The 20,591-nt window shown below is 64.1% G+C and carries 15 protein-coding genes; 8 read left to right on the forward strand and 7 right to left on the reverse strand.

Features of this window, described 5'->3' with window-relative positions; all coding sequences use genetic code 11:
* Positions 1 to 54: 54 nt before the first annotated feature.
* Genes FAY22_RS04740 through FAY22_RS04755 form a run of 4 tightly spaced genes read right to left on the reverse strand, consistent with a single transcriptional unit; the run spans position 55 to position 6,156 of the window.
* On the reverse strand, positions 55 to 1,854 hold the full coding sequence (locus FAY22_RS04740) for an ABC transporter transmembrane domain-containing protein (protein ID WP_146329149.1): 1,800 nt from the start codon (positions 1,852 to 1,854) through the stop codon (positions 55 to 57).
* Positions 1,851 to 2,945, reverse strand: a complete 1,095-nt coding sequence (locus tag FAY22_RS04745) for a lipocalin-like domain-containing protein (protein WP_146329150.1) — start codon at positions 2,943 to 2,945, stop codon at positions 1,851 to 1,853. The genes FAY22_RS04740 and FAY22_RS04745 overlap by 4 nt, the downstream gene beginning before the upstream one ends.
* Positions 2,945 to 5,494 carry an FtsX-like permease family protein gene (locus FAY22_RS04750; protein ID WP_146329151.1) on the reverse strand — a complete coding sequence of 850 codons (2,550 nt, stop codon included), beginning with the start codon at positions 5,492 to 5,494 and terminating at the stop codon, positions 2,945 to 2,947. Before FAY22_RS04750 ends, FAY22_RS04745 begins: the two co-directional genes overlap by 1 nt.
* Entirely contained in the window at positions 5,491 to 6,156 is a 666-nt protein-coding gene (locus tag FAY22_RS04755) for an ABC transporter ATP-binding protein (protein ID WP_146329152.1), read from the reverse strand. Before FAY22_RS04755 ends, FAY22_RS04750 begins: the two co-directional genes overlap by 4 nt.
* Positions 6,157 to 6,300: 144 nt before the next feature.
* Here FAY22_RS04755 and egtD point away from each other — a divergent pair, with 144 nt between their 5' ends.
* Together egtD and egtB are read left to right on the forward strand one after the other, a co-directional pair.
* Positions 6,301 to 7,353, forward strand: a complete 1,053-nt coding sequence (gene egtD / locus FAY22_RS04760) for an L-histidine N(alpha)-methyltransferase (RefSeq protein WP_246860659.1) — start codon at positions 6,301 to 6,303, stop codon at positions 7,351 to 7,353.
* A 9-nt stretch (positions 7,354 to 7,362) separates the two neighbouring features.
* Positions 7,363 to 8,544, forward strand: coding sequence for an ergothioneine biosynthesis protein EgtB (egtB, locus tag FAY22_RS04765; RefSeq protein ID WP_146329153.1), 1,182 nt, complete (start codon positions 7,363 to 7,365; stop codon positions 8,542 to 8,544).
* Between the two features lie 84 nt (positions 8,545 to 8,628).
* Here the strand turns inward: egtB and leuA are convergent, their stop codons facing one another.
* On the reverse strand, positions 8,629 to 10,344 hold the full coding sequence (gene leuA / locus FAY22_RS04770) for a 2-isopropylmalate synthase (RefSeq protein WP_146329154.1): 1,716 nt from the start codon (positions 10,342 to 10,344) through the stop codon (positions 8,629 to 8,631).
* A 509-nt stretch (positions 10,345 to 10,853) separates the two neighbouring features.
* On the opposite strand from leuA, the gene senA reads away from it, so the two are divergent.
* Positions 10,854 to 12,041: a selenoneine synthase SenA gene (gene senA / locus FAY22_RS04775; RefSeq protein ID WP_146329155.1), complete on the forward strand. Its 1,188-nt coding sequence runs from the start codon at positions 10,854 to 10,856 to the stop codon at positions 12,039 to 12,041.
* Between the two features lie 83 nt (positions 12,042 to 12,124).
* Here the strand turns inward: senA and FAY22_RS04780 are convergent, their stop codons facing one another.
* Both FAY22_RS04780 and fabI read right to left on the reverse strand, forming a co-directional pair.
* Entirely contained in the window at positions 12,125 to 13,534 is a 1,410-nt protein-coding gene (locus FAY22_RS04780) for a DEAD/DEAH box helicase (protein ID WP_146329156.1), read from the reverse strand.
* 382 nt (positions 13,535 to 13,916) lie between these two features.
* Complete coding sequence (gene fabI, locus FAY22_RS04785) at positions 13,917 to 14,699, reverse strand: enoyl-ACP reductase FabI (RefSeq protein ID WP_146329157.1); 783 nt, start codon at positions 14,697 to 14,699, stop codon at positions 13,917 to 13,919.
* Between the two features lie 12 nt (positions 14,700 to 14,711).
* Between fabI and FAY22_RS04790 the strand changes: the two genes are divergently transcribed.
* The 5 genes from FAY22_RS04790 to FAY22_RS04810 all read left to right on the forward strand — a co-directional run bounded on the left by FAY22_RS04790 (position 14,712) and on the right by FAY22_RS04810 (position 20,572).
* The gene (locus FAY22_RS04790; RefSeq protein WP_146329158.1) at positions 14,712 to 14,912 is read left to right on the forward strand and encodes a hypothetical protein; all 201 of its coding nucleotides are present in this window, start codon (positions 14,712 to 14,714) and stop codon (positions 14,910 to 14,912) included.
* Positions 14,913 to 15,053: 141 nt separating this feature from the next.
* Positions 15,054 to 16,853, forward strand: a complete 1,800-nt coding sequence (locus FAY22_RS04795; RefSeq protein ID WP_146329159.1) for an extracellular solute-binding protein — start codon at positions 15,054 to 15,056, stop codon at positions 16,851 to 16,853.
* 10 nt (positions 16,854 to 16,863) lie between these two features.
* On the forward strand, positions 16,864 to 17,925 hold the full coding sequence (locus FAY22_RS04800; protein WP_146329160.1) for a microcin C ABC transporter permease YejB: 1,062 nt from the start codon (positions 16,864 to 16,866) through the stop codon (positions 17,923 to 17,925).
* Positions 17,922 to 18,965, forward strand: a complete 1,044-nt coding sequence (locus FAY22_RS04805) for an ABC transporter permease (protein ID WP_146329161.1) — start codon at positions 17,922 to 17,924, stop codon at positions 18,963 to 18,965. Before FAY22_RS04800 ends, FAY22_RS04805 begins: the two co-directional genes overlap by 4 nt.
* Positions 18,962 to 20,572: an ABC transporter ATP-binding protein gene (locus tag FAY22_RS04810; protein WP_146329162.1), complete on the forward strand. Its 1,611-nt coding sequence runs from the start codon at positions 18,962 to 18,964 to the stop codon at positions 20,570 to 20,572. Before FAY22_RS04805 ends, FAY22_RS04810 begins: the two co-directional genes overlap by 4 nt.
* The last annotated feature ends 19 nt before the right edge of the window (positions 20,573 to 20,591 follow it).

The following is a 20,591-nucleotide window of genomic DNA, read 5'->3' on the forward strand; positions in this document are numbered from 1 at the left end:
AACGAGAATCATTGTCATCTGGATCAAGCTTTTATCGCCGTTGCTTGGCCTCGCTTATGCCGCATCAGGCGAAAATTGCAGCGCGGCGAGGCTGGCATACAGCCCGCCTTGCGCGGTCAGTTCCGCGTGGGTGCCGCTTTCGATGACCTGCCCGTGTTCCATGACAAGGATGCGGTCGGCGCGTTGCACGGTCGCCAGCCGGTGCGCGATCACCAGCGTGGTGCGCCCGGCCATGGCTGCCTGCAGTGCGCCCTGCACCAGCCGTTCCGATTCGGCGTCGAGCGCGCTGGTGGCTTCGTCGAGCAGCAGCAGCGGGGGATTTTTCAGCAATGCGCGCGCGATCGCGATGCGCTGGCGCTGGCCGCCGGACAGGCGCACCCCGCGCTCCCCCAGGAAGGACTGGTATCCCCGCGGCAGCTTTTCGATGAACTCGTGCGCGGCCGCCATTTTCGCGGCGGCGATCACTTCCTCGTCGCTGGCGCCGGCGCGGCCGTAGCGGATGTTTTCCAGCGCATTGGCCGAAAACACGACCGTATCCTGTGGCACCACGCCGATGGCCCCGCGCAGCGCATGCAGGTCGAGCCGGCGGATGTCGACGCCGTCGAGCATGATCCGGCCCTGCTGCGGGTCGTAGAAGCGCAGCAGCAGCTGGAACAGCGTGCTTTTGCCGGCGCCGGAAGGCCCGACCACGGCGACCGTCTCGCCGGGGCGGATGTCGAGCGAAAGGCGCGACAGCGCCGCCGTCTGCGGGCGCGAAGGATAGCGGAAGCCGACGTCGCGCAGCGTCAGGGCTGCGCCGTTGGCTGCACGCGCGGGCAGCGGCTCGGGTTGCGCCGGCGACTGGATCGGAGAGCGCACCGCAAGCAGTTCCAGCAGGCGCTCGGCCGCGCCCGCGGCGCGCTGCGCGTCGCCGATGACTTCGGACAGCGCGCCGATCGCCCCGGCGACGATGGCGGCGTACAGGATGAACTGGCCGAGTTCGCCGCCGGTCATGCTGCCACGCACCACGGCATGCGCGCCCAGCCACAGCACGAACACGATCGCGCCGAACACCAGCAGGATGGCGATGACGGTCAGCGCGGCGCGCGCGCGGATGCGCAGTATCGCGGTCTCGAACGCGCGCTCGACCGATGAGCCAAAGCGCCGCGCTTCATCGCCTTCATGGGTGAAGGCCTGGACCGTAGGCATCGCGTTGAGGATTTCGCCCGCCAGCGCCGAGGCGTCTGCCACCCGGTCCTGTGAGGCGCGCGACAGCTTGCGCACGCGACGCCCGAACACGACGATCGGCAGCACCACAGCCGCCAGGAGCACGATGATTACCGACGACAGCTTCACGCTGGTGACGAACAGCATGACGAGGCCGCCGGCGAACAGCAGCGCGTTGCGCAGCGCCATGGATACGCTGGTGCCGACCAGCGTCTGGATCAGCGTGGTATCCGTGGTCAGGCGCGACAGCACTTCGCCTGTCTGCGTGGTTTCGAAAAACTGCGGGCTTTGCGTGATGACATGCGAATAGACCGCGCCGCGCAGGTCGGCCGTGACGCGCTCGCCCAGCCAGGACACCATGTAGAAGCGGGCGGCGGTCGCAACGGCCAGCACGCAGGCCACGCCGAACAGCGCGATGAAGTACAGGTCGATGTGCGCGGCGCCCTTGGCTCCGGCCGCACCTACGCCGGCCGCACCGAAGCCGGCATCGATCATCTGCTTGAAGGCGTAGGGAATCGCCAGCGTGGCGGTGGCCGCCACGACCAGCGCGATGCCGGCCAGGACGAACTGCTTCTTGTATGGCGTCAGGAAAGGCAGCAGCCCGCGCAGCGTGGCCAGCCGGCCCTTGGGTTGTTCTTTGGAGTTCATAGTTTCAGAGGTTTCACGTAGCCGGTCATCTCGAGATAGCCGCGCCCGGCGGGCTTGCCGTCGCGCGTGACGCTGACGGCGCCTTCCCAGTACACCGCGCCGGTGGATTGCCGCGAGTCGAGTTCCTGGTCGTCCTGCAGCGGCGCCAATTGCCAGGCGACGCCGCCGGTGTCGATGCGGGTCGCGACCGGATAGGCGGCATTGGTGCGCGGCGAGCGCCAGCTGCGTTGCGGCGAGAAGCGCACCTGATCCGCGCTGAAGCGCGTAACGCGCCCCGAGCTATCGCGCAGGGCGGCATGCGCCCAGAGTTTGCCGCCGTTCTTGCCGCGGATCTGGAACGCCATCAGCGCCGAGCCATCGTCCAGGTTGACGCCGACCCAATCCCAGCCGGCCGCGTCCGGATCGAGCAGCGTGCTCGACCATTCATGGTCGAGCCAGGCGGTGCCGCTCACCGCGATAACCTTGCCGTTGCGCGTCACCGTGCCGCTGACCTGCAGTTGCGGCTGGCTGTAATAGTAGCTGGACTGCGCCGCCTGCGGGCCTTTGCGCGAATAGCCGCCGTCGCCTTGCGGCATGGGCGCCTGCTGCGGGGCCAGGGTCAGGGACAGCGAGAACTCGCGCGCGGCAACCGTGGCGCGGTAGCGTCCGTCCGGAGTGCGGGAGAGACGCCAGTCGTCCAGCTTGACATCGGTGTCAGCCTCCTTGGCGAAGGCGATGCCGAATCCTTCGCGCGCGCTGTCTTGGGCATGCAGCAATTTGCCGATGCGCGGATCGGACAAGGCGGCGTGCGCGATGATCAGCTGCGTGGGCGCGAAACGGCTCGGATTGGCGCGGCCGTGCCCGGTCGCGGAGCGGAAGAATGTCACCTGGAAGCCGATCGGTTGCCGGTCGGCGCCCTGCAGCCAGCCGGTGACGTACCACCACTCGGTGCGAAACGACGGATGGGCGCCGAAGTCGCGCGGGAAGGCCAGCGCGCGCCCGGGCACGACGGGGGAAAAGTCGGGCGGCGCCGCGAACGACAGCGCGGCGAGAGACAAGCAAAAAATCAGGCCGCCGAGCAGTGAATGCCTGAACCACGATGAAAGCCTCATTACCAGTCCTCCCTGACCGCGCGCACGGCGTCGGCCGATACCGCGTAACGTCCTGCCACAAGGGCCGTCACCGCCGCCGCCGCCAGCAGCAGCGCCGCCACCGTGAGCAGCAACGTCCACGGCACGTGCAGCTGCATGGTCCAGTGAAAGGATTGCGGATTGACCACGTACACCAGGATCAGGCTGATCGCGCCGCCCAGGATGAAGCCGGACGCGATGCCCAGCAGCGTCAGCGCGCCGCCCTCGGCCGCCAGCATGGACAGGATCTGGCGCCGCGTTACGCCGACATGGCGCAGCATGCCGAACTCCCTGGCGCGGGCCAGTGTTTGCGCCGAAAACGTGGCCGCCACGCCGAACAGCCCGATCACGATCGCCACCAGTTCCAGCAGATAGGTCACCGCGAAGCTGCGGTCGAAAATCTTCAGGCTGACGGCGCGGATTTCGCCGGGTTCCGCAAACTCCAGCGCGGCGCCGAACGGCAGGCGGCGCAGCGCCGCCTCGACCTGTTCCACGCCGGTGCCCGGGCGCAGCCACAGCGCCGCGTCGTTGACCTCGCTGTCGCCGGTCAAGGCGCGGTAGTCGGCCAGGCGCATCTGAATCGCGCCCGACTGCCGAGCGTAGTCGCGCCAGACGCCGGCGACGAGGACCTCGACCGTGCGGCCGGCGAGCGGCAGTTGCGCCGGCATGCCGACCCGGTAGCCGTACAAGTCGAGCATCGCCTCCGATACCCACACGGGAACGGCGTCGCGGGCAATGTGCGGGGCGGGCAGTGTCGTTCCGACGATCGGCAATGTCGCCTCCGGCCGGGCGGCGTCGATGGAGCGGGCGATGAGCGTTACCGGCGGCCGCCCGGGATCCAGCGCGAGCTGGGTCGATCTCAGGAAAGCGGCGCGCGCCACGCCCGGCGTTGCCGCGATCGCGCTTTGCTCCTCCGGGCGCAAGGAGCCGGTCGCGCCGCCGCTGGCGGAGCGCACGTACAGATCGGCGGACAGCAGGTGCGACAGCCAGTCGTCGACGGAGACGCGGAAGCTGGCGACCATGATCGCCATCGCCACCATCAGGCTGAAGCTCGACAGCACGCCGCCCAGCGCGATCGATGCCTGGTTCGGCGCATTCGCCAGCCGCGCCAGCGCCAGGATCGGGACGGCGCCTGCCTGGCGCTTGCCGGCGGCGGCTGCTGCCCGCGAGAACAGGAGGGCGGCCGCGCGCGGCATCAGCGCAATGCCGCCGACCAGGAGCAGGGCGACCGCGAGGTAGCCGAACACCGGCAGCTCGAACACGGCGGGCGCCTGCGTCAGTGCGACGGCCAGCGCGATGCAAGCCAGGCCGGGCCAGGGCGAAGCCAGCCGCGACAGCGCGACATCCTCGCTGCCGGCCTTGAGCGCGGCGGCCGGCCTGGCGCGTGCCGCTTCCCACGCGGGGCTGGCGCATCCGAGCAGGGCGACGCCGCTGCCGAGGATGAAGAACGCCAGGGCCGCGAGCGGCGAGAACTGCACGGCCGGCTGCACGCCGGGGAAGTAGCCGCCGCCCAGATCGCCGCCGAACAGACGCAATGCCGTCGCCGCCATCGCATAGCCCGCCGCCAGCCCCAGCAGCGAACCGGTCACGCCCAGCACCGCGCCTTCAGCCAGGATCTGCGCCAGCAGCTGGCGGCGCGTGAGGCCGAGCACGCGCAACAGCGCCAACTGGCTGCGGCGGCGGATGACCGACAAGGCCTGCGTCGAAAAAACCAGGAAGGCGCCGGTAAACAGCGCCACCAGCGCCAGCACATTGAGGTTGACGCGATAGGCGCGCGACATGTTGGCGCTGCGCGTGTCCTGGTCCCGCGGTTCGCTGACCAGGCAGCAGCCGCCGAGTTCTCCGGCCAGCGCCTGCCTGAAGCGGGCGCGGTCGATGCCGGGGCTGAGTTTCAAGTCGATGCGCGACAGCTGCCCGATGCGGCCGAATCGCCATTGCGCCGCGCCGATGTCCATGACCGCGATGCGCTGGCCGGGCCGGGCCTGGGCAATGCCGCCGGCCACGCGCAACGGCACGATCGCGGTGCCGGACTGCAGCCGCAGGACGCCGCCTTGCCCGACCCGCAGCCACGCCATGGCGGCCGGAGACAGGAAGATCGTGTCGTCGGCGAGCGTGTCGAAAGGCCGGTCCGGCGCCGGCACGCCGATCAGGTCGGGCGCGATGCGGGCCGCTCGCAACGGGTCGATCCCGAGCAGCTTGAGCGCGCCTTCCCGGCCGGGTACGGTGGCATCCAGTTCCAGCACGGGATTGGCCAGCGCGACGCCGTCCTGCCGCGCCAGCCTCGGGTACAGCGCCTCATCGAAAAAGGCCTGCGCGCCGCGCACCTGCAGATCGGCTTGTCCTGACAGGCTCCTGGCGGCGGCAGAAAATTCATTGAAGGCGGCGGCATTGATCAGGTGGATCGCGAACCCGAGCGCCACGCCCAGCGCGATCGCCAGCATCGCGGCCAGCGCCCGGCCCGGATGCGCGCGCCATTCGCCCAGCATCAGCCAGCGGTTCAGTAGCAGGCGGGATGGCGCGGCGCCGGTCATTCCCGGGGCGCGCCGGCGGCGGGCCGCAGCCCGTCCCTGGTCAGCGTCAGCACGCGGTCGGCCGTCGCGGCGGCGGCGGGCGAGTGGGTCACGATGATGGCGGAAGCACCGTTTTCCTTGATCTCGTTGCGCAGCAGCGAAAGCACTTCATGCGCGGTATCCGGGTCGAGGTTGCCGGTCGGCTCGTCGGCCAGGATCAGGGCGGGACGGTGCACCAGCGCGCGGGCGATGGCCACGCGCTGCAGCTCGCCGCCCGACAGCTGGCGCGGAAAATCCCCGGCGCGCCCGCGCAGGCCGACCGCATCGAGCATCTCATGGGCGCGCTGCTGGGAAGCGCGATTCAGCAACAGTGGCAGGGCGACATTTTGCAGCAGGGTCAGATGCGGCAGCACATGAAACGCCTGGAAGATGAAACCGAACTTTTCGCGCCGCAAGCGGGTCGCGGCATCTTCGTCCAGCGACGAGATCGCCGTCCCGTCGACCATCACTTCGCCGCTGTCCGGCGTATCGAGTCCCGCGATCAGGTTCAGCAGCGTCGACTTGCCCACGCCCGACTCGCCCATGATCGCCACGTATTCGCCGGCGCCGAGCGAATACGACAGCCCGTTCAGGACGCGCCTGCCATCGGCGTACGACTTGGTGAGCTCATGCAATGTCAGCATCGGGGATCGGTGCGCCGGTTCCGCTGGCGGAGGGCAAGTGTTTAAGGAAAGGAAACGGCTTGTTCTTGCAAGGCGGGAAAGACGAATACGACATAAGCATATGTGCGCTTGTGCAGCGTCAATGGTCCTGCTTGTTGATTCAATATGATAACCAAAATCCCAACCCTCGATTGCTCGTCGGCGTATCTGGCTGTCGAGCAACGCGACACACCTGATTCCATGCCTCCATCACCGAACCCTGACGCGTCGCGGGACTTCATCCAGATTTATCGCAGCGACCCGCAAGCCGTTCACGCCGAGCTCCATGCAGGCTTGCTCGCTGAGCAACCTGCCGTTTCACCGAAGTACTTGTACGACGCGCTCGGCTCCAAGCTATTCGAAGCGATTTGCGAATTGCCTGAATACTATCCGACGCGCACCGAGGCGGCGATCGTCGAGTGCCATCTTGCCGACATCGCCCGCGCGGCGGGGCAGGGCGTGACGCTGATCGACTTGGGCGCCGGCAACTGCGCGAAGGCGGCGCGGCTGTTCCCGGCATTGCGGCCCGTACAATATGTGCCGGTCGATATCTCTGTTGATTTCCTGCGCGATGCGGTTTGTCGGTTACGGCAACAGTCGCCGCATATTAGGATGATTGGCGTCGGCATGGATTTTTCAGCTTCGCTGGAATTGCCCGATGCGGTCGGGCAAGAGCGACGCCTGTTTTTTTATCCCGGTTCATCGATCGGCAATTTTCCGCCGGAGCAGGCGGCCGCGCTATTGCGCAGGGTGCGCGAAGCCTGCGGGCCTGACGGCGGCCTGCTGATCGGCGTCGACCTGCTCAAGGACCGGCAGACGCTCGACGCCGCCTATGACGACGCACTCGGCGTGACCGCCTCGTTCAATCTCAACCTGCTGCTTCATCTGAACCGCCTGATCGGCGCGGATTTCGACCTGCGCAACTGGCGCCACCGCGGCTGTTTCAATGAAGCCCACGGCCGCATCGAAATGCATCTGGAGGCGCGGCGCGAAACGCGCGTCAGCTGGCGCGGCGGCGCGCGCCGCTTCCTGGCGGGGGAACGGATTCACACCGAGAGCAGCTACAAGTACGCCCGTCACGATTTTCTGCAACTGCTGGAGCGCTCGGGCTTTGGGCGGATACAGACCTGGACCGACGAGCGCGGCTGGTTCATGGTGTGTCATGCGCGGGTGCGGTAGGAGGGCGCGATGAGAACATCTTCCCGTTTCGATGCCGTGCGCGGGCAAACGCTCGACCTGGCCGCGCCATTGTCCGAAGAAGATTGCTGCGTGCAGTCGATGACCGATGCCAGCCCGGTGAAGTGGCACATGGCGCACACCACCTGGTTTTTCGAAACCTTCATCCTGGAACGTTTCGAGCCTGCGTTCCGGCCCTTTCATCCGGCTTTCCGCATGCTGTTCAATTCGTATTACAACGGTGTCGGCGACAAGTACCCGCGCCCGCAGCGCGGCATGCTGACTCGTCCCGCGTTGGGCGAGGTGCTGGCTTACCGGCGCAACGTCGACGAGCGCATGGCGGTCCTGCTGGATCGGCGCGGCGGCGATCCCGAGCTGGACATGCTGCTGGAAGTCGGCATGCACCATGAGCAGCAGCACCAGGAACTGATGCTAACCGACGTCAAGCATCTGCTGTCGCTGAATCCGTTGTGGCCGGCTTACTCGAATGCCGCATTCGAGCCTGCGCCGCCCGCCGCACCTGCCGGCTGGCGCGCTTTCGACGGCGGCGTGGTGGAGATCGGCCATGCCGGCGGCGCATTTTGCTTTGACAATGAAACACCGCGCCATCGCCAGTTCCTCGAACCGTACGCGCTGGCGTCGCGTCTCGTCACCAACGCCGAATATCTTTCCTTCGTGGAGGACGGCGGGTACGCCAAGGCCTCGCTGTGGCTGTCGGAAGGATGGGACTGGGTGCGCGCCAGCGAGCTGATGCAGCCGCTCTACTGGCGCCGCCATGAAGACGGATGGCGCGAATTCACATTGCATGGATTGCAGCAGCTCGATCCGCACCGGCCGCTGGAACACATCTCGTTCTTCGAGGCGGACGCCTACGCGCGCTGGGCCGGCGCGCGATTGCCGACCGAAGCCGAGTGGGAGCATGCTGCCTCGGCACCGGATTCCGGATTGACGCAGCTGTTCGACACCTGCTGGCAGTGGACGCTGAGCAGTTACGCTCCATATCCAGGATACCGCGTTGCAGAGGGAGCCATCGGCGAGTACAACGGAAAATTCATGTCCAACCAATATGTCCTGCGCGGCTCATCCAGCGCAACGCCAGCCGGGCATGCCCGCGTCACCTACCGTAACTTCTTTCCGGCCTATGCGCGCTGGCAGTTTGCCGGAATCCGGCTGGCGAAATCAGCCGGCGGTTGAGTGATTTTTCGGTGCGGGCAGCGTGCGATCGGCGCGCCGATATGGGCTGCCCTGCGCCTGAACCTGCGCAGGCGCAGGGGGATGTCACACGGCTTCTGTCGCGTCGGCCGGCTCCGCATTGACTCTACGGGAAGCAAGCTGCCGGTTCACTGCGCAGAGCACCGCCTTGAATGACGCCGTGACGATATTGGCATCCATCCCGACGCCAAACAGCGTCGGATTGTCGCCCACGCGCAGTTCTACATAGCACACCGCCATCGCATCCGCGCCGCTGCCGGCGGCATGCTCGTGGTAATCCATCAGGCGGATATCCACTCCCGCGCTTGCCGTTCCGAGACCCTGCACGAAGGCCGCGATCGGCCCGTTGCCGGTACCGGCAACGGTCACCGGCCTGCCTGCATGCCGGAGTTCCGCCTGTACGCGCACCATGCCGGATTGCTCCGGATCGTCCGTCATCCGGTGCATTCGATATCCGTAAGGCGACGCGGCATCGAGGTACTCTTGCCGGAAAATGCGGTAAATGTCATGCGCGACGACTTCCTTGCCGGTGTCGTCGGCCACCTGCTGCACGACGCGGCTGAACTCGATCTGCAGGCGGCGCGGCAGCTGCAACCCGTATTCCTGCTCCAGCAGATACGCCATGCCGCCCTTGCCGGACTGGCTGTTGACGCGGATGACGGCATCGTAGTTGCGCCCGACGTCGGCCGGGTCGAGCGGCAGATACGGCACCTCCCAGATCGCGTCGGCCTGCTGCCTCGCAAAGCCTTTCCGGATTGCGTCCTGGTGCGATCCGGAAAAGGCGGTGTACACCAGATCGCCCGAATAGGGATGGCGCGGATGTACCGGAAGCTGGTTGCAATCTTCCACGCACTGGCGTACCGCGTCGATATCCGAAAAATCCAGCCCGGGATGCACGCCCTGCGTGTAGAGGTTCATCGCCAGCGTCACCAGGTCGACGTTGCCGGTGCGCTCGCCATTGCCGAACAGGCAGCCTTCGACCCGATCGGCGCCGGCCATCACCGCCAGTTCCGCCGACGCCACCGCCGTGCCGCGGTCGTTATGCGGATGCACGGAGAGGATAATCGCGTCGCGCCGCGCCAGGTGGCGGTGCATCCACTCGATCTGGTCCGCGTACACGTTGGGCGTGCTGCACTCGACGGTGGTGGGAAGGTTGATGATCATCTTGCGTTGCGGCGTCGGCTGCCAGACCTCGGATACGGCGTCGCATACCTCCTTCGCAAAGTCCAGCTCGGTCATGCTGAAGGTTTCGGGCGAATACTGGAATACCCATTCCGTTTCCGGCCGCTCGTCCGTCAGTTGCCGGATCAGGCGCGTTCCGGCCACCGCGATGTCGCGCACCTGCTCGCGCGACATCCCGAACACGATGTCCCGGAAGGCCGGCGCGGTCGCGTTATACAGGTGCACGATGGCGCGGCGAGCGCCATGCAGCGATTCGACGGTGCGGCGGATCAAGTCTGCGCGCGACTGGGTCAGCACCTCGATCGTCACGTCTTGCGGGATGCGCTTTTCTTCGATCAGCCTGCGCACGAAGTCGAAATCGGTCTGCGACGCGGAAGGGAAGGCGACTTCGATTTCCTTCAGGCCGACCTTGACCAGCATTTCAAACAAGCGCAGCTTGCGCTCGCCATCCATTGGCTCGATCAGGGCTTGATTGCCATCGCGCAGATCGGTGCTCATCCAGATCGGCGGCTTGCTGATGACGCGATCGGGCCAGGTACGGCCGGGCAGTTGGACCGCGGGGAAGGAACGATATTTGGCTGCAGGGTTGGACAACATCATGGTGAATCCTTTTCTTTGATTGAAGGGAAATCCAGATGTGGCGAAGAGGCTGCCTGACTGCCACTAGCGCGAGGCCAGGCAACCGATCGGTAGCGGCAGCAGGGAAAGCGAACGCGCGAAGATCATCACGGCGATCAGGTCGCCGCAGACGATCGTGACGGGAATTCGCTTGAAGTGCATGAAAGGATGGCCTTTGGAAAATTCGGCATCCGCATCGCCGGCTCGGCATGCGGGCAACAACAGACAACAGGGAAGGGGGAGAGTATTAGCGCGCCAGGCGCAGTAGCGCACGCGCCGCCAGGAGGCAGGCGAAAAGGGGCAGGAGGGAGTGATGTGCGCGAGCGATCGACATGCGTCCAATGTAGAAGAGCAGGCGGTGCATTGTCAAGCGCACAAACGGCTTAAGTGGTCCGAGCTAACGTGGCTGGCGGCGGAGCGCCTGTTGGCATTTATCATCGCGGCACCGATAATGAAGACAGCAAAATATTTCCGGATTTACCGGCACGGCAATGAATTTTTCCTTTCGAACCGCGACACCGAACGAGCTCGCCGGTGCATTGCAGGACGCGCGCGAATACACGCTGACCCTGTTTGACTGCTTCGCCGACACAGGGTTGGATGTGCCGCGCAACGTGCCGGTGGTGCCCGGCATTCATCCACCTCTGTGGGAACTCGGATATATCGCGTGGTTTGCCGAGTGGTACATCTTGCGCGAGGCGCAGTCGAGCGTACCGGATGCGGCCGGACGTACCTCGCTGCTGACCAAGGGCGATGACTGGTTCGATCCCAACACGGTACCGCAGCGGGCCCGCTGGAGCCTGGACTTGCCCAGCACGGGCGCGTTGAAAACCTATTGCCGCGAAGTGCTGGACCGCGTGCTCGACAAGCTCGGACGTGCCAGAAACGAAGCCGCGGCACTGTACCCGTATCGCCTGGCGCTGGCGCACGAAGACATGCGCGGCGAAGCGCTGGCTGCCGTGCTGCAGACGCTGGGCGTGCGGCTGCCGCGGCAGTTGGAAGAACACAGCATCCCGGCCTGGACGCAAGGCGAAATCCGTTTTCCCGGCGGGACGATCGAGTTGGGGAGCAAGCCCGGCGACGGTTTTGTGTTCGATAATGAAAAATGGGCACATGCGGTCTACGTGCCGCCATTCGCGATGGATTCGACGCTGGTGTCGAATGCGCAGTATGGCGAATTCATTGCGGATGGCGGCTATCAGAATCCGCAGTTCTGGACAGTTGCCGGGCGCGACTGGGTGATGCGTAACGACATGTCGGCGCCGCGCGACTGGGAACCCGATGGCAGGCGCTGGCGCTGCCGGCGCTTCGGCCGGCAGATCGCCTTGCCGCTCCATGAACCGGTGCGCCATGTCAGCCTGTACGAGGCGCAGGCATATTGCGCGTGGGCGGGCAGGCGTCTGCCGATGGAATCCGAGTGGGAATACGCGGCTCTGGCGGCGCATCCGGCGCTGCGCTGGGGCGACCTGTGGGAGTGGACTTGCTCGCCGTTCGAGCCATATCCGGGATTTTCCGTCGATGCGTATCGCGAATATTCCGAACCGCACTTCATGACGCACCAGGCGGTGCGCGGGGCATCGTTCGCCACCCGCTTGCGCCTGCGTTCACCGAAGTTTCGCAATTTCTGCCTTCCGGGGCGCAACGACATGTTCATCGGCTTTCGTACGTGCGCCATGTAGAGCGCACGCGAAACGGCAGCACATGAAAAAAAACGGCCGCCCGGTAACCGGAGCGGCCGTTTTTGCTGATGCACTAGGAGCGATCAGCGGTCGCCGTAGGAGCGGCGTGCGCCGTCGCCGGAGCGTGCTCCCTTGCTGTAGCCGCCTTCCTTGCGCGGGCCGGACGGCTTCGGCGCCCCCGGCTTGCTGAAGCTGCGCTGGCCCGGCTTGCCGCCATTGCCGCGGTTGTCGCCCGGCTTCCAGCCACCCGGCTTGCGGTTGCTGCGCGGTGCGGTGGCGGATTTCTTCGGCTCGAAGCCTTCGATCACATCGACCGGAATCGATTGCTTGGTGAAGCGTTCGATGCGCTTGATGTTGATATTTTCCGAGTGGTTCACCAGCGAAATTGCCTGGCCGTTGCGGCCGGCGCGACCGGTGCGGCCGATGCGGTGCACGTAGTCTTCAGGGAACTTCGGCAGATCGTAGTTCACCACGTGCGTAATGCCCGGCACGTCGATGCCGCGCGCGGCAACGTCGGTCGCCACCAGCACGCGCACCTGGCCGCGGCGCAATGCGTCGAGCGTGCGGTTGCGTGCGCCCTGATGCATGTCGCCATGCAATGCAGCGGCGGTGAAGCCGGCGATGTTCAGGCGGTCGGCAATCGTGTCGGCGTCGCGCTTGGTCGCGGTAAACACGACGGCCTGGTCGAGCGATGCATCGCGCAGCAGGTGGTCGAGCAGGCGGTTCTTGTGCGACAGATCGTCGACGAAGTGCACGCGCTGCTGGATGTTTTCATGCTTGGTGCCGGAGCTTGCAATCTGGATCACCAGCGGGTCCTTCGTGATGCGCTTGGCCATGTTGCCCACCACGCCGTCGAGCGTGGCCGAGAACAGCATGGTCTGGCGCGTTTCCGGCGTCGCCTCGACGATCTTTTCGATGTCGTCGATGAAGCCCATGTCGAGCATGCGGTCGGCTTCGTCCAGCACCAGGATTTCCAGCTGCGAGAAGTTGATCTTGCCCGATTCCATATGGTCGATCAGGCGTCCCGGGGTCGCGACCAGGATTTCCGGATTCTTGGCCAGCAGCTGCATCTGCTTCGGATACGGCATGCCGCCAAGGATGGACACGGCGCGCAGGCGGCGCAGATAGGTGCCGTACTTGGAGGTGGCGGTGGTGACCTGCAGTGCCAGTTCGCGCGTCGGCGTCAGCACCAGCATCTTCGGTTGCGCAGGCTGGAAGCGAGGACGGTCGCCGCGTGCGCGCGCCGACTGCCGTTCCTGGTTCGGGGTCTTGGTGCCGGGTTGAAATTGTTGTTCGGCAAGGGCGAACTTGTGCAGCGCCGGCAGCATGAATGCCGCGGTCTTGCCGGAGCCGGTCTGCGACGACACCATCAGGTCGCGGTCTTGCAATGCCGCGGGAACCGCTTGCTCCTGTACCGGGGTGGGTTTGGTATAGCCGGCTTCGGACAAGGCTTTCAGGATGGACGTGTGCAGGCCTAGTGCTTCAAAACTCATTGTGTTCTTTCGTGTAAATCAACGCCGCGACCACGACGTGACAAGCACGTTCATGGCCGGTGCGCGAATGTAAAAATGCAACGCGAACCAACGAAACAGCTGAGAAAAAATTCTGAGAGATTTCGGCACAAAGCTTTGCGCCGGGGCGGTGTCTGGAACGTCAACACCAGAAGGCGGGATGGCTTTATCGTACAGCTAAAGGGTTGCGATGCTGCTCAAGTGACTGCTTGTTGCAGTGCACAGCGGCGAATTATACAGACTAAATCTGTTCGCTGCCGAATTTATTTTGACGCAGGCGGGGCAAGGGAGCGTTGCACGAAGCGTGCTTCGCGCAACGTTAGCCGGATTGGCGAGCAAGCCAATCCGGGGCAGGGCTTCGGTTTTATTCAGTCGGCGCGTACATCACGTGCGAGAAGCCGCCGTCGACATAGGTGATCTCGCTGGTGATGCCGTTGGCGAGTTCGGACAGCAGGAAGGCCGCGGTGTTGCCCACGTCTTCGATCGTGATATTGCGGCGCAGCGGGGCATGCGCGGCGACGATGCCGAGCAGCTTGCTGAAATCCTTGATGCCGGACGCGGCCAAGGTCTTGATCGGGCCGGCCGAAATGCCGTTGACGCGGATGCCTTTCGGGCCGAGCGATTCGGCCAGGTAGCGCACGCTGGCTTCCAGGGACGCTTTTGCCAGGCCCATGGTGTTGTAGTTCGGCGTGACGCGCACCGCGCCCAGATAGGTCAGGGTCAGCAGCGACGCATTCGGGCTCAGTATCGGCAGCGCTGCCTTGGCCATCGCGGGGAAGCTGTAGGCAGAAATGTCCTGCGCGATGTGGAAAGCCTCGCGCGACAGGCCGTCCAGGAAATCGCCGGCGATCGCTTCGCGCGGCGCAAAACCGATCGAATGCACCAGACCATCTAGGTGATCCCAGGATTTGCCGAGATCGGCGAACAGCGCGTTGATTTGATCGTCGCTGGAAACGTCGCAATCGAAGATCAGATTGCTGTCGAATTCCTTCGCAAATTCGGTGATGCGCTCCTTGAAGCGCTCGCCGACATAGGTAAATGCCAGTTCGGCGCCTTCGCGCTTGCATGCCTGGGCGATGCCGTAAGCGATGGAGCGGTTGGATAGGAGGCCTGTGATCAGGATTTTTTTGCCTTGTAGGAATGCCATAAATGACTCCAAATGATTTTGCGTATTTTATGCGCTTTGGACAGTATCGTCGGTCCTAAGCGCATGGCGCGCCGAAAAGACGAACGTTTTGCCGTTTTTCGTGGTTCAGATTTTTTAACTGGGCAAGATTGTAGGGGGGAGTGGGCTCAAGGGCAACTTTTGCTTTCGCCATTGAGCATGCTGGAAATCAATTTTCAAACAAATTTCCCGTGATAAAACCGTCGGAGGCCATTGCTTAGAGGCTTCGGATGTCAATGGCATTTTCCGCGAGGCGCCATGCGATCTTCTTTTAAATGGGTACAATAGCCTGCTTCTGTGCGGCTATGCGCGACAGCTTCTTTCATATATAGGCGGATGCGTAAATTCCTTTTTTCCTTTCTGCTCGTTAGTTGCCTTCACGCCAGCAGCAGTGCGTTTGCGGCCCATGCATTCTCTCTGTACGACACGCCGAAATACCCGGCTGGCTTCGCGCACTTTGATTACGTCAATCCGGATGCGCCGCGCGGCGGGGAGCTGTACCTCGCCAATCCCGACCGGCGCACGAGCTTCGACAAATTCAATCCGTTTTCCCTGAAGGGCGTGTCGGCCGCCGGGGTGTCCAACCTGATGTTCGAGACGCTCACGACCGGATCGTCGGACGAAGTGGCGACCATGTATGGCCTGTTGGCCGAGGATATGGAGCTGGCACCGGACCGGATGTCGATGACCTTCCGGCTGAACCCGAAGGCGCGCTTCAACAACGGCGACCCGGTCACCGCCGCCGACGTCAAGTATTCCTACGATACGCTGCTGGCCAAGGGCTCGCCGCAGTTCAAGACAGTGTTCGCCGACGTCAAGCAGTGCGTGGTGGTGGACAACCGCACGGTACGCTTCGAGTTCAAGACCCTCAACCGCGAACTGCCGCTGATCGTCGGCGGCGTGCCGGTGTTTTCCCGCAAGTGGGGCGCGAACACCTCGTTCGACAAGATCCAGCTTGAACCGCCGATTTCAACCGGCCCGTACCTGATCGAACGCTACGACGTCGGTCGCTCCATCACCTACAAACGCAATCCCGCCTACTGGGGCGACGCCGTGCCGGCTCGCAGGGGCATGTTTAATTTCGGACGCATCGTGTACCGCTTCTACAAGGACGATGTGGCGCGCCTGGAGGCGTTCAAGGCCGGCGAATTCGACGTGGTGGTCGAGTACAGCGCGAAGAACTGGGCGCGCAGCTACATCGGGCCGAAGTTCGCCAGCGGCGAGCTCGTCAAGCGCGAGCTGCCGCACTCGAACGCGGCCGGCATGCAGGGTTTCGTGATGAACCTGCGCCATCCGCAGTTCCAGGACCTGCGGGTACGCCAGGCGTTGGGCCTGGCGCTCGATTTCGAATGGATGAACCGCCAGCTTTTCTACAGTCAGTACAAGCGCATCTATTCCTTCTTCAACAACAGCGAGCTGGCGGCAACCGGCATGCCGAGCGAGGATGAGCTGAAACTGCTGGAGCCGATGCGCGACAAGCTCGACCCGGCCGTGTTCGGTCCGGCGCCTGTGCCTCCGAGCACCAATCCGCCCGATTCTCTGCGCGCCAACCTGCTGCGGGCGAAGGCGCTGTTCAAGGAGGCCGGCTGGGAATACCGCGACGGCGCACTGCGCAACAGCAAGGGCGAGCCGTTCACGTTCGAGATCCTGGATGACCAGTCGGCGCTGTCGCGCATCATCACCGTGTACGTGCGCAACCTGCAAAAGCTCGGCATCCAGGTCAACCAGCGCACCGCCGACTACGCGCTGGTGCAGAAGCGCATGGAAGAATTCGACTTCGACATGACCAGCATCCGCTTCCCGGATACAAACAGTCCCGGCAACGAACTGTTCGACATGCTCGGTTCCAAGGCGGCGGATGAAAAAGGCTCCAACAACGCCTGGGGCCTGAAGGACCCGGCGGTCGACAAACTGATCACCGCCGTGGTCATGGCCGAATCGCGCAGGCAGCTGGTGGCGGCGGCGCGCGCGCTGGACCGCGTCCTGCTGCACAAGTACCTCGTCGTGCCGCACTGGTATTCTTCCACCCATCGGGTCGCCTACCACAACCGCTTCGGCATCCCCGCCAGGCTGCCGCTGTACTATGCGGCCGACCCCTATGTCATTTCAACCTGGTGGCAGCAAAAGGCAAGATGAGAGGGCGACGATGAATATCTGGTCTTACATTGGAAAGCGCATCCTGTTGATGATCCCGACGCTGCTCGGAGTGGTGGCGATTACCTTCGCGGTCATCCAGTTCGTGCCCGGCGGACCGGTCGAGCAGGCCCTGATCGAGCTGAAAAAGGGACAGACCGGCGGCGGCGAGGCTTCGGGCGGAGGCGCTTCCGAATATCGCGGGCGCCAGGGCATCGACGCCGAACGGGTGAAAGAGATCAAGGCGCTGTATGGCTTCGACAAGCCGCCGGCCGAGCGCTTCTGGCTGATGCTGAAGGGCTTTGCGCGCTTCGACCTGGGGCAGAGCTTTTATCACCACAAGGACGTGTGGCAGCTGGTGCAGTCGAAATTGCCGGTATCGATCAGCATCGGCATGTGGACCTTCTTCCTCACCTATTTCATTTCGCTGCCGCTCGGTATTGCCAAGGCAGTGCGTGAAGGCACGCGCTTCGATGTGGCGACCAGCATCGCCGTGCTGATCGGCTATTCGATCCCCGGCTTCGTGCTGGGCGTGCTGCTGCTCGTGCTGTTCGGCGGCGGCAGTTTCGTGCAATGGTTTCCCTTGCGCGGATTGACATCGGACGACTGGGAGCAGTTCTCCTGGCTCCACAAGATTCTCGATTACCTGTGGCATATCACCTTGCCGGTAGTGGCGTCGGTTGCCGGTTCGTTTGCGGTGATGACGATGCTGACCAAGAACACCTTCCTTGAAGAGATCCGCAAGCAATATGTGTTGACGGCGCGCGCCAAGGGGCTGAGCGAGCAGGCCGTGCTGTACAAGCACGTGTTCCGCAATGCGCTGATTCCGCTGGTGACCGGATTCCCGGCGGCTTTCATCGGCGCCTTCTTCGCCGGCAGCCTTCTGATCGAGACCCTGTTCTCGCTCGACGGGTTGGGGCTGCTGTCTTACGAGTCCGTGGTGCGGCGCGATTACCCGGTTGTCATGGGCACGCTTTACCTGTTTACGCTGATCGGGCTGGTGGTGAAACTGATAGGCGACCTGTGCTACGTGTGGGCCGACCCGCGCGTGCAATTCGAGAGTCTGAACCGATGAACGCAACTGCTTCCACGCCATCCATTTCTCCGGGGCGCCGCATCTGGCTGCGCTTCAAAGAAAATCGCCGGGGCTACTGGAGCCTGGTCATTTTCCTCGTGCTGTTCGGCCTGAGCCTGATGGCCGAGGTGATATCGAACGACAAGCCGCTGCTGGCGCGTTACAACGGCACCCTGATGTTCCCCATGGTGCACACCTACTCGGAGAAGGACTTCGGCGGCGATTTCGATTCGCCGGCGGATTACCTCGATCCCTTCATCCAGGACCAGTTCAGGAAGAAGGGCAACTGGGCGATCTATCCGATCAATCACTACTACTACGACACGCTGAACTACTTCGCCAAGTCTCCCAATCCGGCGCCGCCCTCGGCGGATAACTGGCTCGGCACCGATGACCGGGGGCGCGACGTGTTCGCGCGGCTGCTGTATGGCTTTCGCATTTCGGTGGTGTTCGGCCTGGCGCTGACGGTTACCGGCGTGATTCTGGGCGTGCTCGCCGGCGCCGTCCAGGGGTATTTTGCAGGCAAGACCGACCTGTTCTTCCAGCGCTTCATGGAAATCTGGGGCTCGATGCCGGAACTGTATTTGCTCATTATTTTCGCGTCGATCTTCCAGCCCAGCCTCGGCCTGTTGCTGATCCTGCTTTCGCTGTTCGGCTGGATGGGATTGTCGGACTATGTGCGCGCCGATTTCCTGCGCAACCGCAATCTCGAGTACGTGCAGGCGGCGCGCGCGCTGGGCCTGTCGAACCGCACGATCATCTGGCGCCATGTGCTGCCCAACAGCCTGACGCCAGTCGTGACCTTCCTTCCTTTCCGCATGAGCGCGGCCATCCTGTCTCTAACCAGCCTCGATTTCCTTGGACTGGGCGTGCCGCCGCCAACACCGAGCCTCGGCGAGCTGCTGGCGCAGGGCAAGAACAACCTGGACGCGTGGTGGATTGCGCTGTCGACTTTTTTTGCATTGACCTTGACCTTGCTGCTGCTGACCAATATCGGCGATGCGCTGCGTAATGCGCTGGACGTCAGGAGGAAGGCATGAGTCTGCTCGACGTCAGGAACCTGAATGTGGCATTCGGGTCGTCCACGGTGGTCCACGATGTCAGTTTCAGCATCGCGCCCGGCGAGAAGTTCGCCCTGGTCGGTGAGTCGGGATCGGGCAAGACGGTGACGTCTCTCACCGTACTGCGCCTGAATCAGGGTGCACGCTATGGCGGGAGCATCCTGTTCGAGGGCGGCGACCTGCTGAAGAAGCCGGAAGCGGCGATGCGCGCGGTGCGCGGCAAGGACATCGCGATGATTTTCCAGGAGCCGATGACCGCGCTCAACCCCTTGTTCACCATTGGCAACCAGATCGCCGAAGTGCTGATGCTGCACGAGGGCTTGAGCGCGAAGATGGCAGCAAGGCGCGCGGTGGATTTGCTGGACAAGACTGGCATTCCGGAGCCTGCGCGCCGCGCACTCGCATTCCCGCACCAGTTGTCCGGCGGCCAGCGCCAGCGCGCAATGATCGCCATGGCGCTGGCCTGCAAGCCGAAGCTGTTGATCGCGGACGAGCCGACGACGGCGCTGGATGTGACGATCCAGGTGCAGATCCTGGAACTGCTGAACCAGTTGCAGCGCGAAGAGAACATGGCCGTGCTGATGATCACCCACGACCTGAACCTGGTGCGGCATTTCGCCGACCGGGTAGGTGTGATGGAGCGCGGGCGCCTGATCGAGACCGCGACCACGCATGATCTGTTCGACCAGCCGCGTGAAGCCTATACGCGCAAGCTGCTGGCCAGTCATCCGACGCGCGCGGTCGGCACCGTCGATGACACGGCGCAGCCCTTGCTGGTGGCCGACAAGGTGCGCTGCACGTTCTCGATTCCGATGGGCTGGTTCAAGAAGAAGGAATTCGTCGCGGTCGACAACGTTGACGTCGCCTTGAAACCGCACGAGACGCTGGGCATCGTCGGCGAATCCGGTTCCGGCAAGTCGACGCTGGGCATGGCGTTGCTGCGTCTGTCTTCGGCAGCGGTGACGGGGCGCATCGCATTCGTCGGCAATCCGATCAGCGAGATGCCGAGCGCGGCGCTGCGGCCATTGCGCGCCAGGATGCAGGTGGTGTTCCAGGACCCGTTCGCCTCCCTGTCGCCGCGCCGCACCATCGAACAGATCGTCGGCGAGGGGCTGGAACTGCATCAGCCGCAACTGGGAAAGGGTGGATTGCGCGATGCCGTCGCCCAGGCTCTCGCCGAGGTCGGCCTCGCACCGGAAATGATGTCGCGCTATCCGCACGAGTTTTCCGGAGGACAGCGCCAGCGCATTGCGATTGCACGCGCCCTTGTGCTCAAGCCGGAACTGCTGCTGCTCGACGAGCCCACATCATCGCTCGATGTCTCGGTGCAGCAGCAAGTCTTGCTGTTGCTCGCCGAACTGCAGCGCAAGTACGGCATGGCTTATTTGTTCATCAGCCACGACCTAGCGGTCATACGCGCGATGGCTCACCGCGTGATGGTGATGAAGGATGGAAAGGTCGTCGAAAGCGGCACCACGGAAGAGGTGCTGTCCCGTCCGCGCCAGGCGTACACGAAGCGCCTGCTGGCAGCATCCAGTTACTCGGCGCTGGAGGAGAGTGAAAGCGGTGCGCCGGGGCAGGAATAAATGATCGCACAGCTGTACG

Origin of the sequence: Noviherbaspirillum sp. UKPF54, assembly GCF_007874125.1 — a bacterium.
Classification (GTDB): Bacteria; Pseudomonadota; Gammaproteobacteria; order Burkholderiales; family Burkholderiaceae_D; genus Noviherbaspirillum.

What these genes read in the sequence shown, in the direction of transcription:
- FAY22_RS04810 (WP_146329162.1), top strand. Translation starts at nt 18,962, where the DNA reads ATGAGTCTGCTCGACGTCAGGAACCTGAATGTGGCATTCGGGTCGTCC.
- fabI (WP_146329157.1), bottom strand. Translation starts at nt 14,699, where the DNA reads ATGGCATTCCTACAAGGCAAAAAAATCCTGATCACAGGCCTCCTATCC.
- senA (WP_146329155.1), top strand. Translation starts at nt 10,854, where the DNA reads ATGAATTTTTCCTTTCGAACCGCGACACCGAACGAGCTCGCCGGTGCA.
- FAY22_RS04805 (WP_146329161.1), top strand. Translation starts at nt 17,922, where the DNA reads ATGAACGCAACTGCTTCCACGCCATCCATTTCTCCGGGGCGCCGCATC.
- egtD (WP_246860659.1), top strand. Translation starts at nt 6,301, where the DNA reads ATGATAACCAAAATCCCAACCCTCGATTGCTCGTCGGCGTATCTGGCT.
- FAY22_RS04750 (WP_146329151.1), bottom strand. Translation starts at nt 5,494, where the DNA reads ATGACCGGCGCCGCGCCATCCCGCCTGCTACTGAACCGCTGGCTGATG.
- FAY22_RS04745 (WP_146329150.1), bottom strand. Translation starts at nt 2,945, where the DNA reads ATGAGGCTTTCATCGTGGTTCAGGCATTCACTGCTCGGCGGCCTGATT.
- FAY22_RS04790 (WP_146329158.1), top strand. Translation starts at nt 14,712, where the DNA reads ATGATTTTGCGTATTTTATGCGCTTTGGACAGTATCGTCGGTCCTAAG.
- leuA (WP_146329154.1), bottom strand. Translation starts at nt 10,344, where the DNA reads ATGATGTTGTCCAACCCTGCAGCCAAATATCGTTCCTTCCCCGCGGTC.
- FAY22_RS04755 (WP_146329152.1), bottom strand. Translation starts at nt 6,156, where the DNA reads ATGCTGACATTGCATGAGCTCACCAAGTCGTACGCCGATGGCAGGCGC.
- egtB (WP_146329153.1), top strand. Translation starts at nt 7,363, where the DNA reads ATGAGAACATCTTCCCGTTTCGATGCCGTGCGCGGGCAAACGCTCGAC.
- FAY22_RS04780 (WP_146329156.1), bottom strand. Translation starts at nt 13,534, where the DNA reads ATGAGTTTTGAAGCACTAGGCCTGCACACGTCCATCCTGAAAGCCTTG.
- FAY22_RS04800 (WP_146329160.1), top strand. Translation starts at nt 16,864, where the DNA reads ATGAATATCTGGTCTTACATTGGAAAGCGCATCCTGTTGATGATCCCG.
- FAY22_RS04740 (WP_146329149.1), bottom strand. Translation starts at nt 1,854, where the DNA reads ATGAACTCCAAAGAACAACCCAAGGGCCGGCTGGCCACGCTGCGCGGG.
- FAY22_RS04795 (WP_146329159.1), top strand. Translation starts at nt 15,054, where the DNA reads ATGCGTAAATTCCTTTTTTCCTTTCTGCTCGTTAGTTGCCTTCACGCC.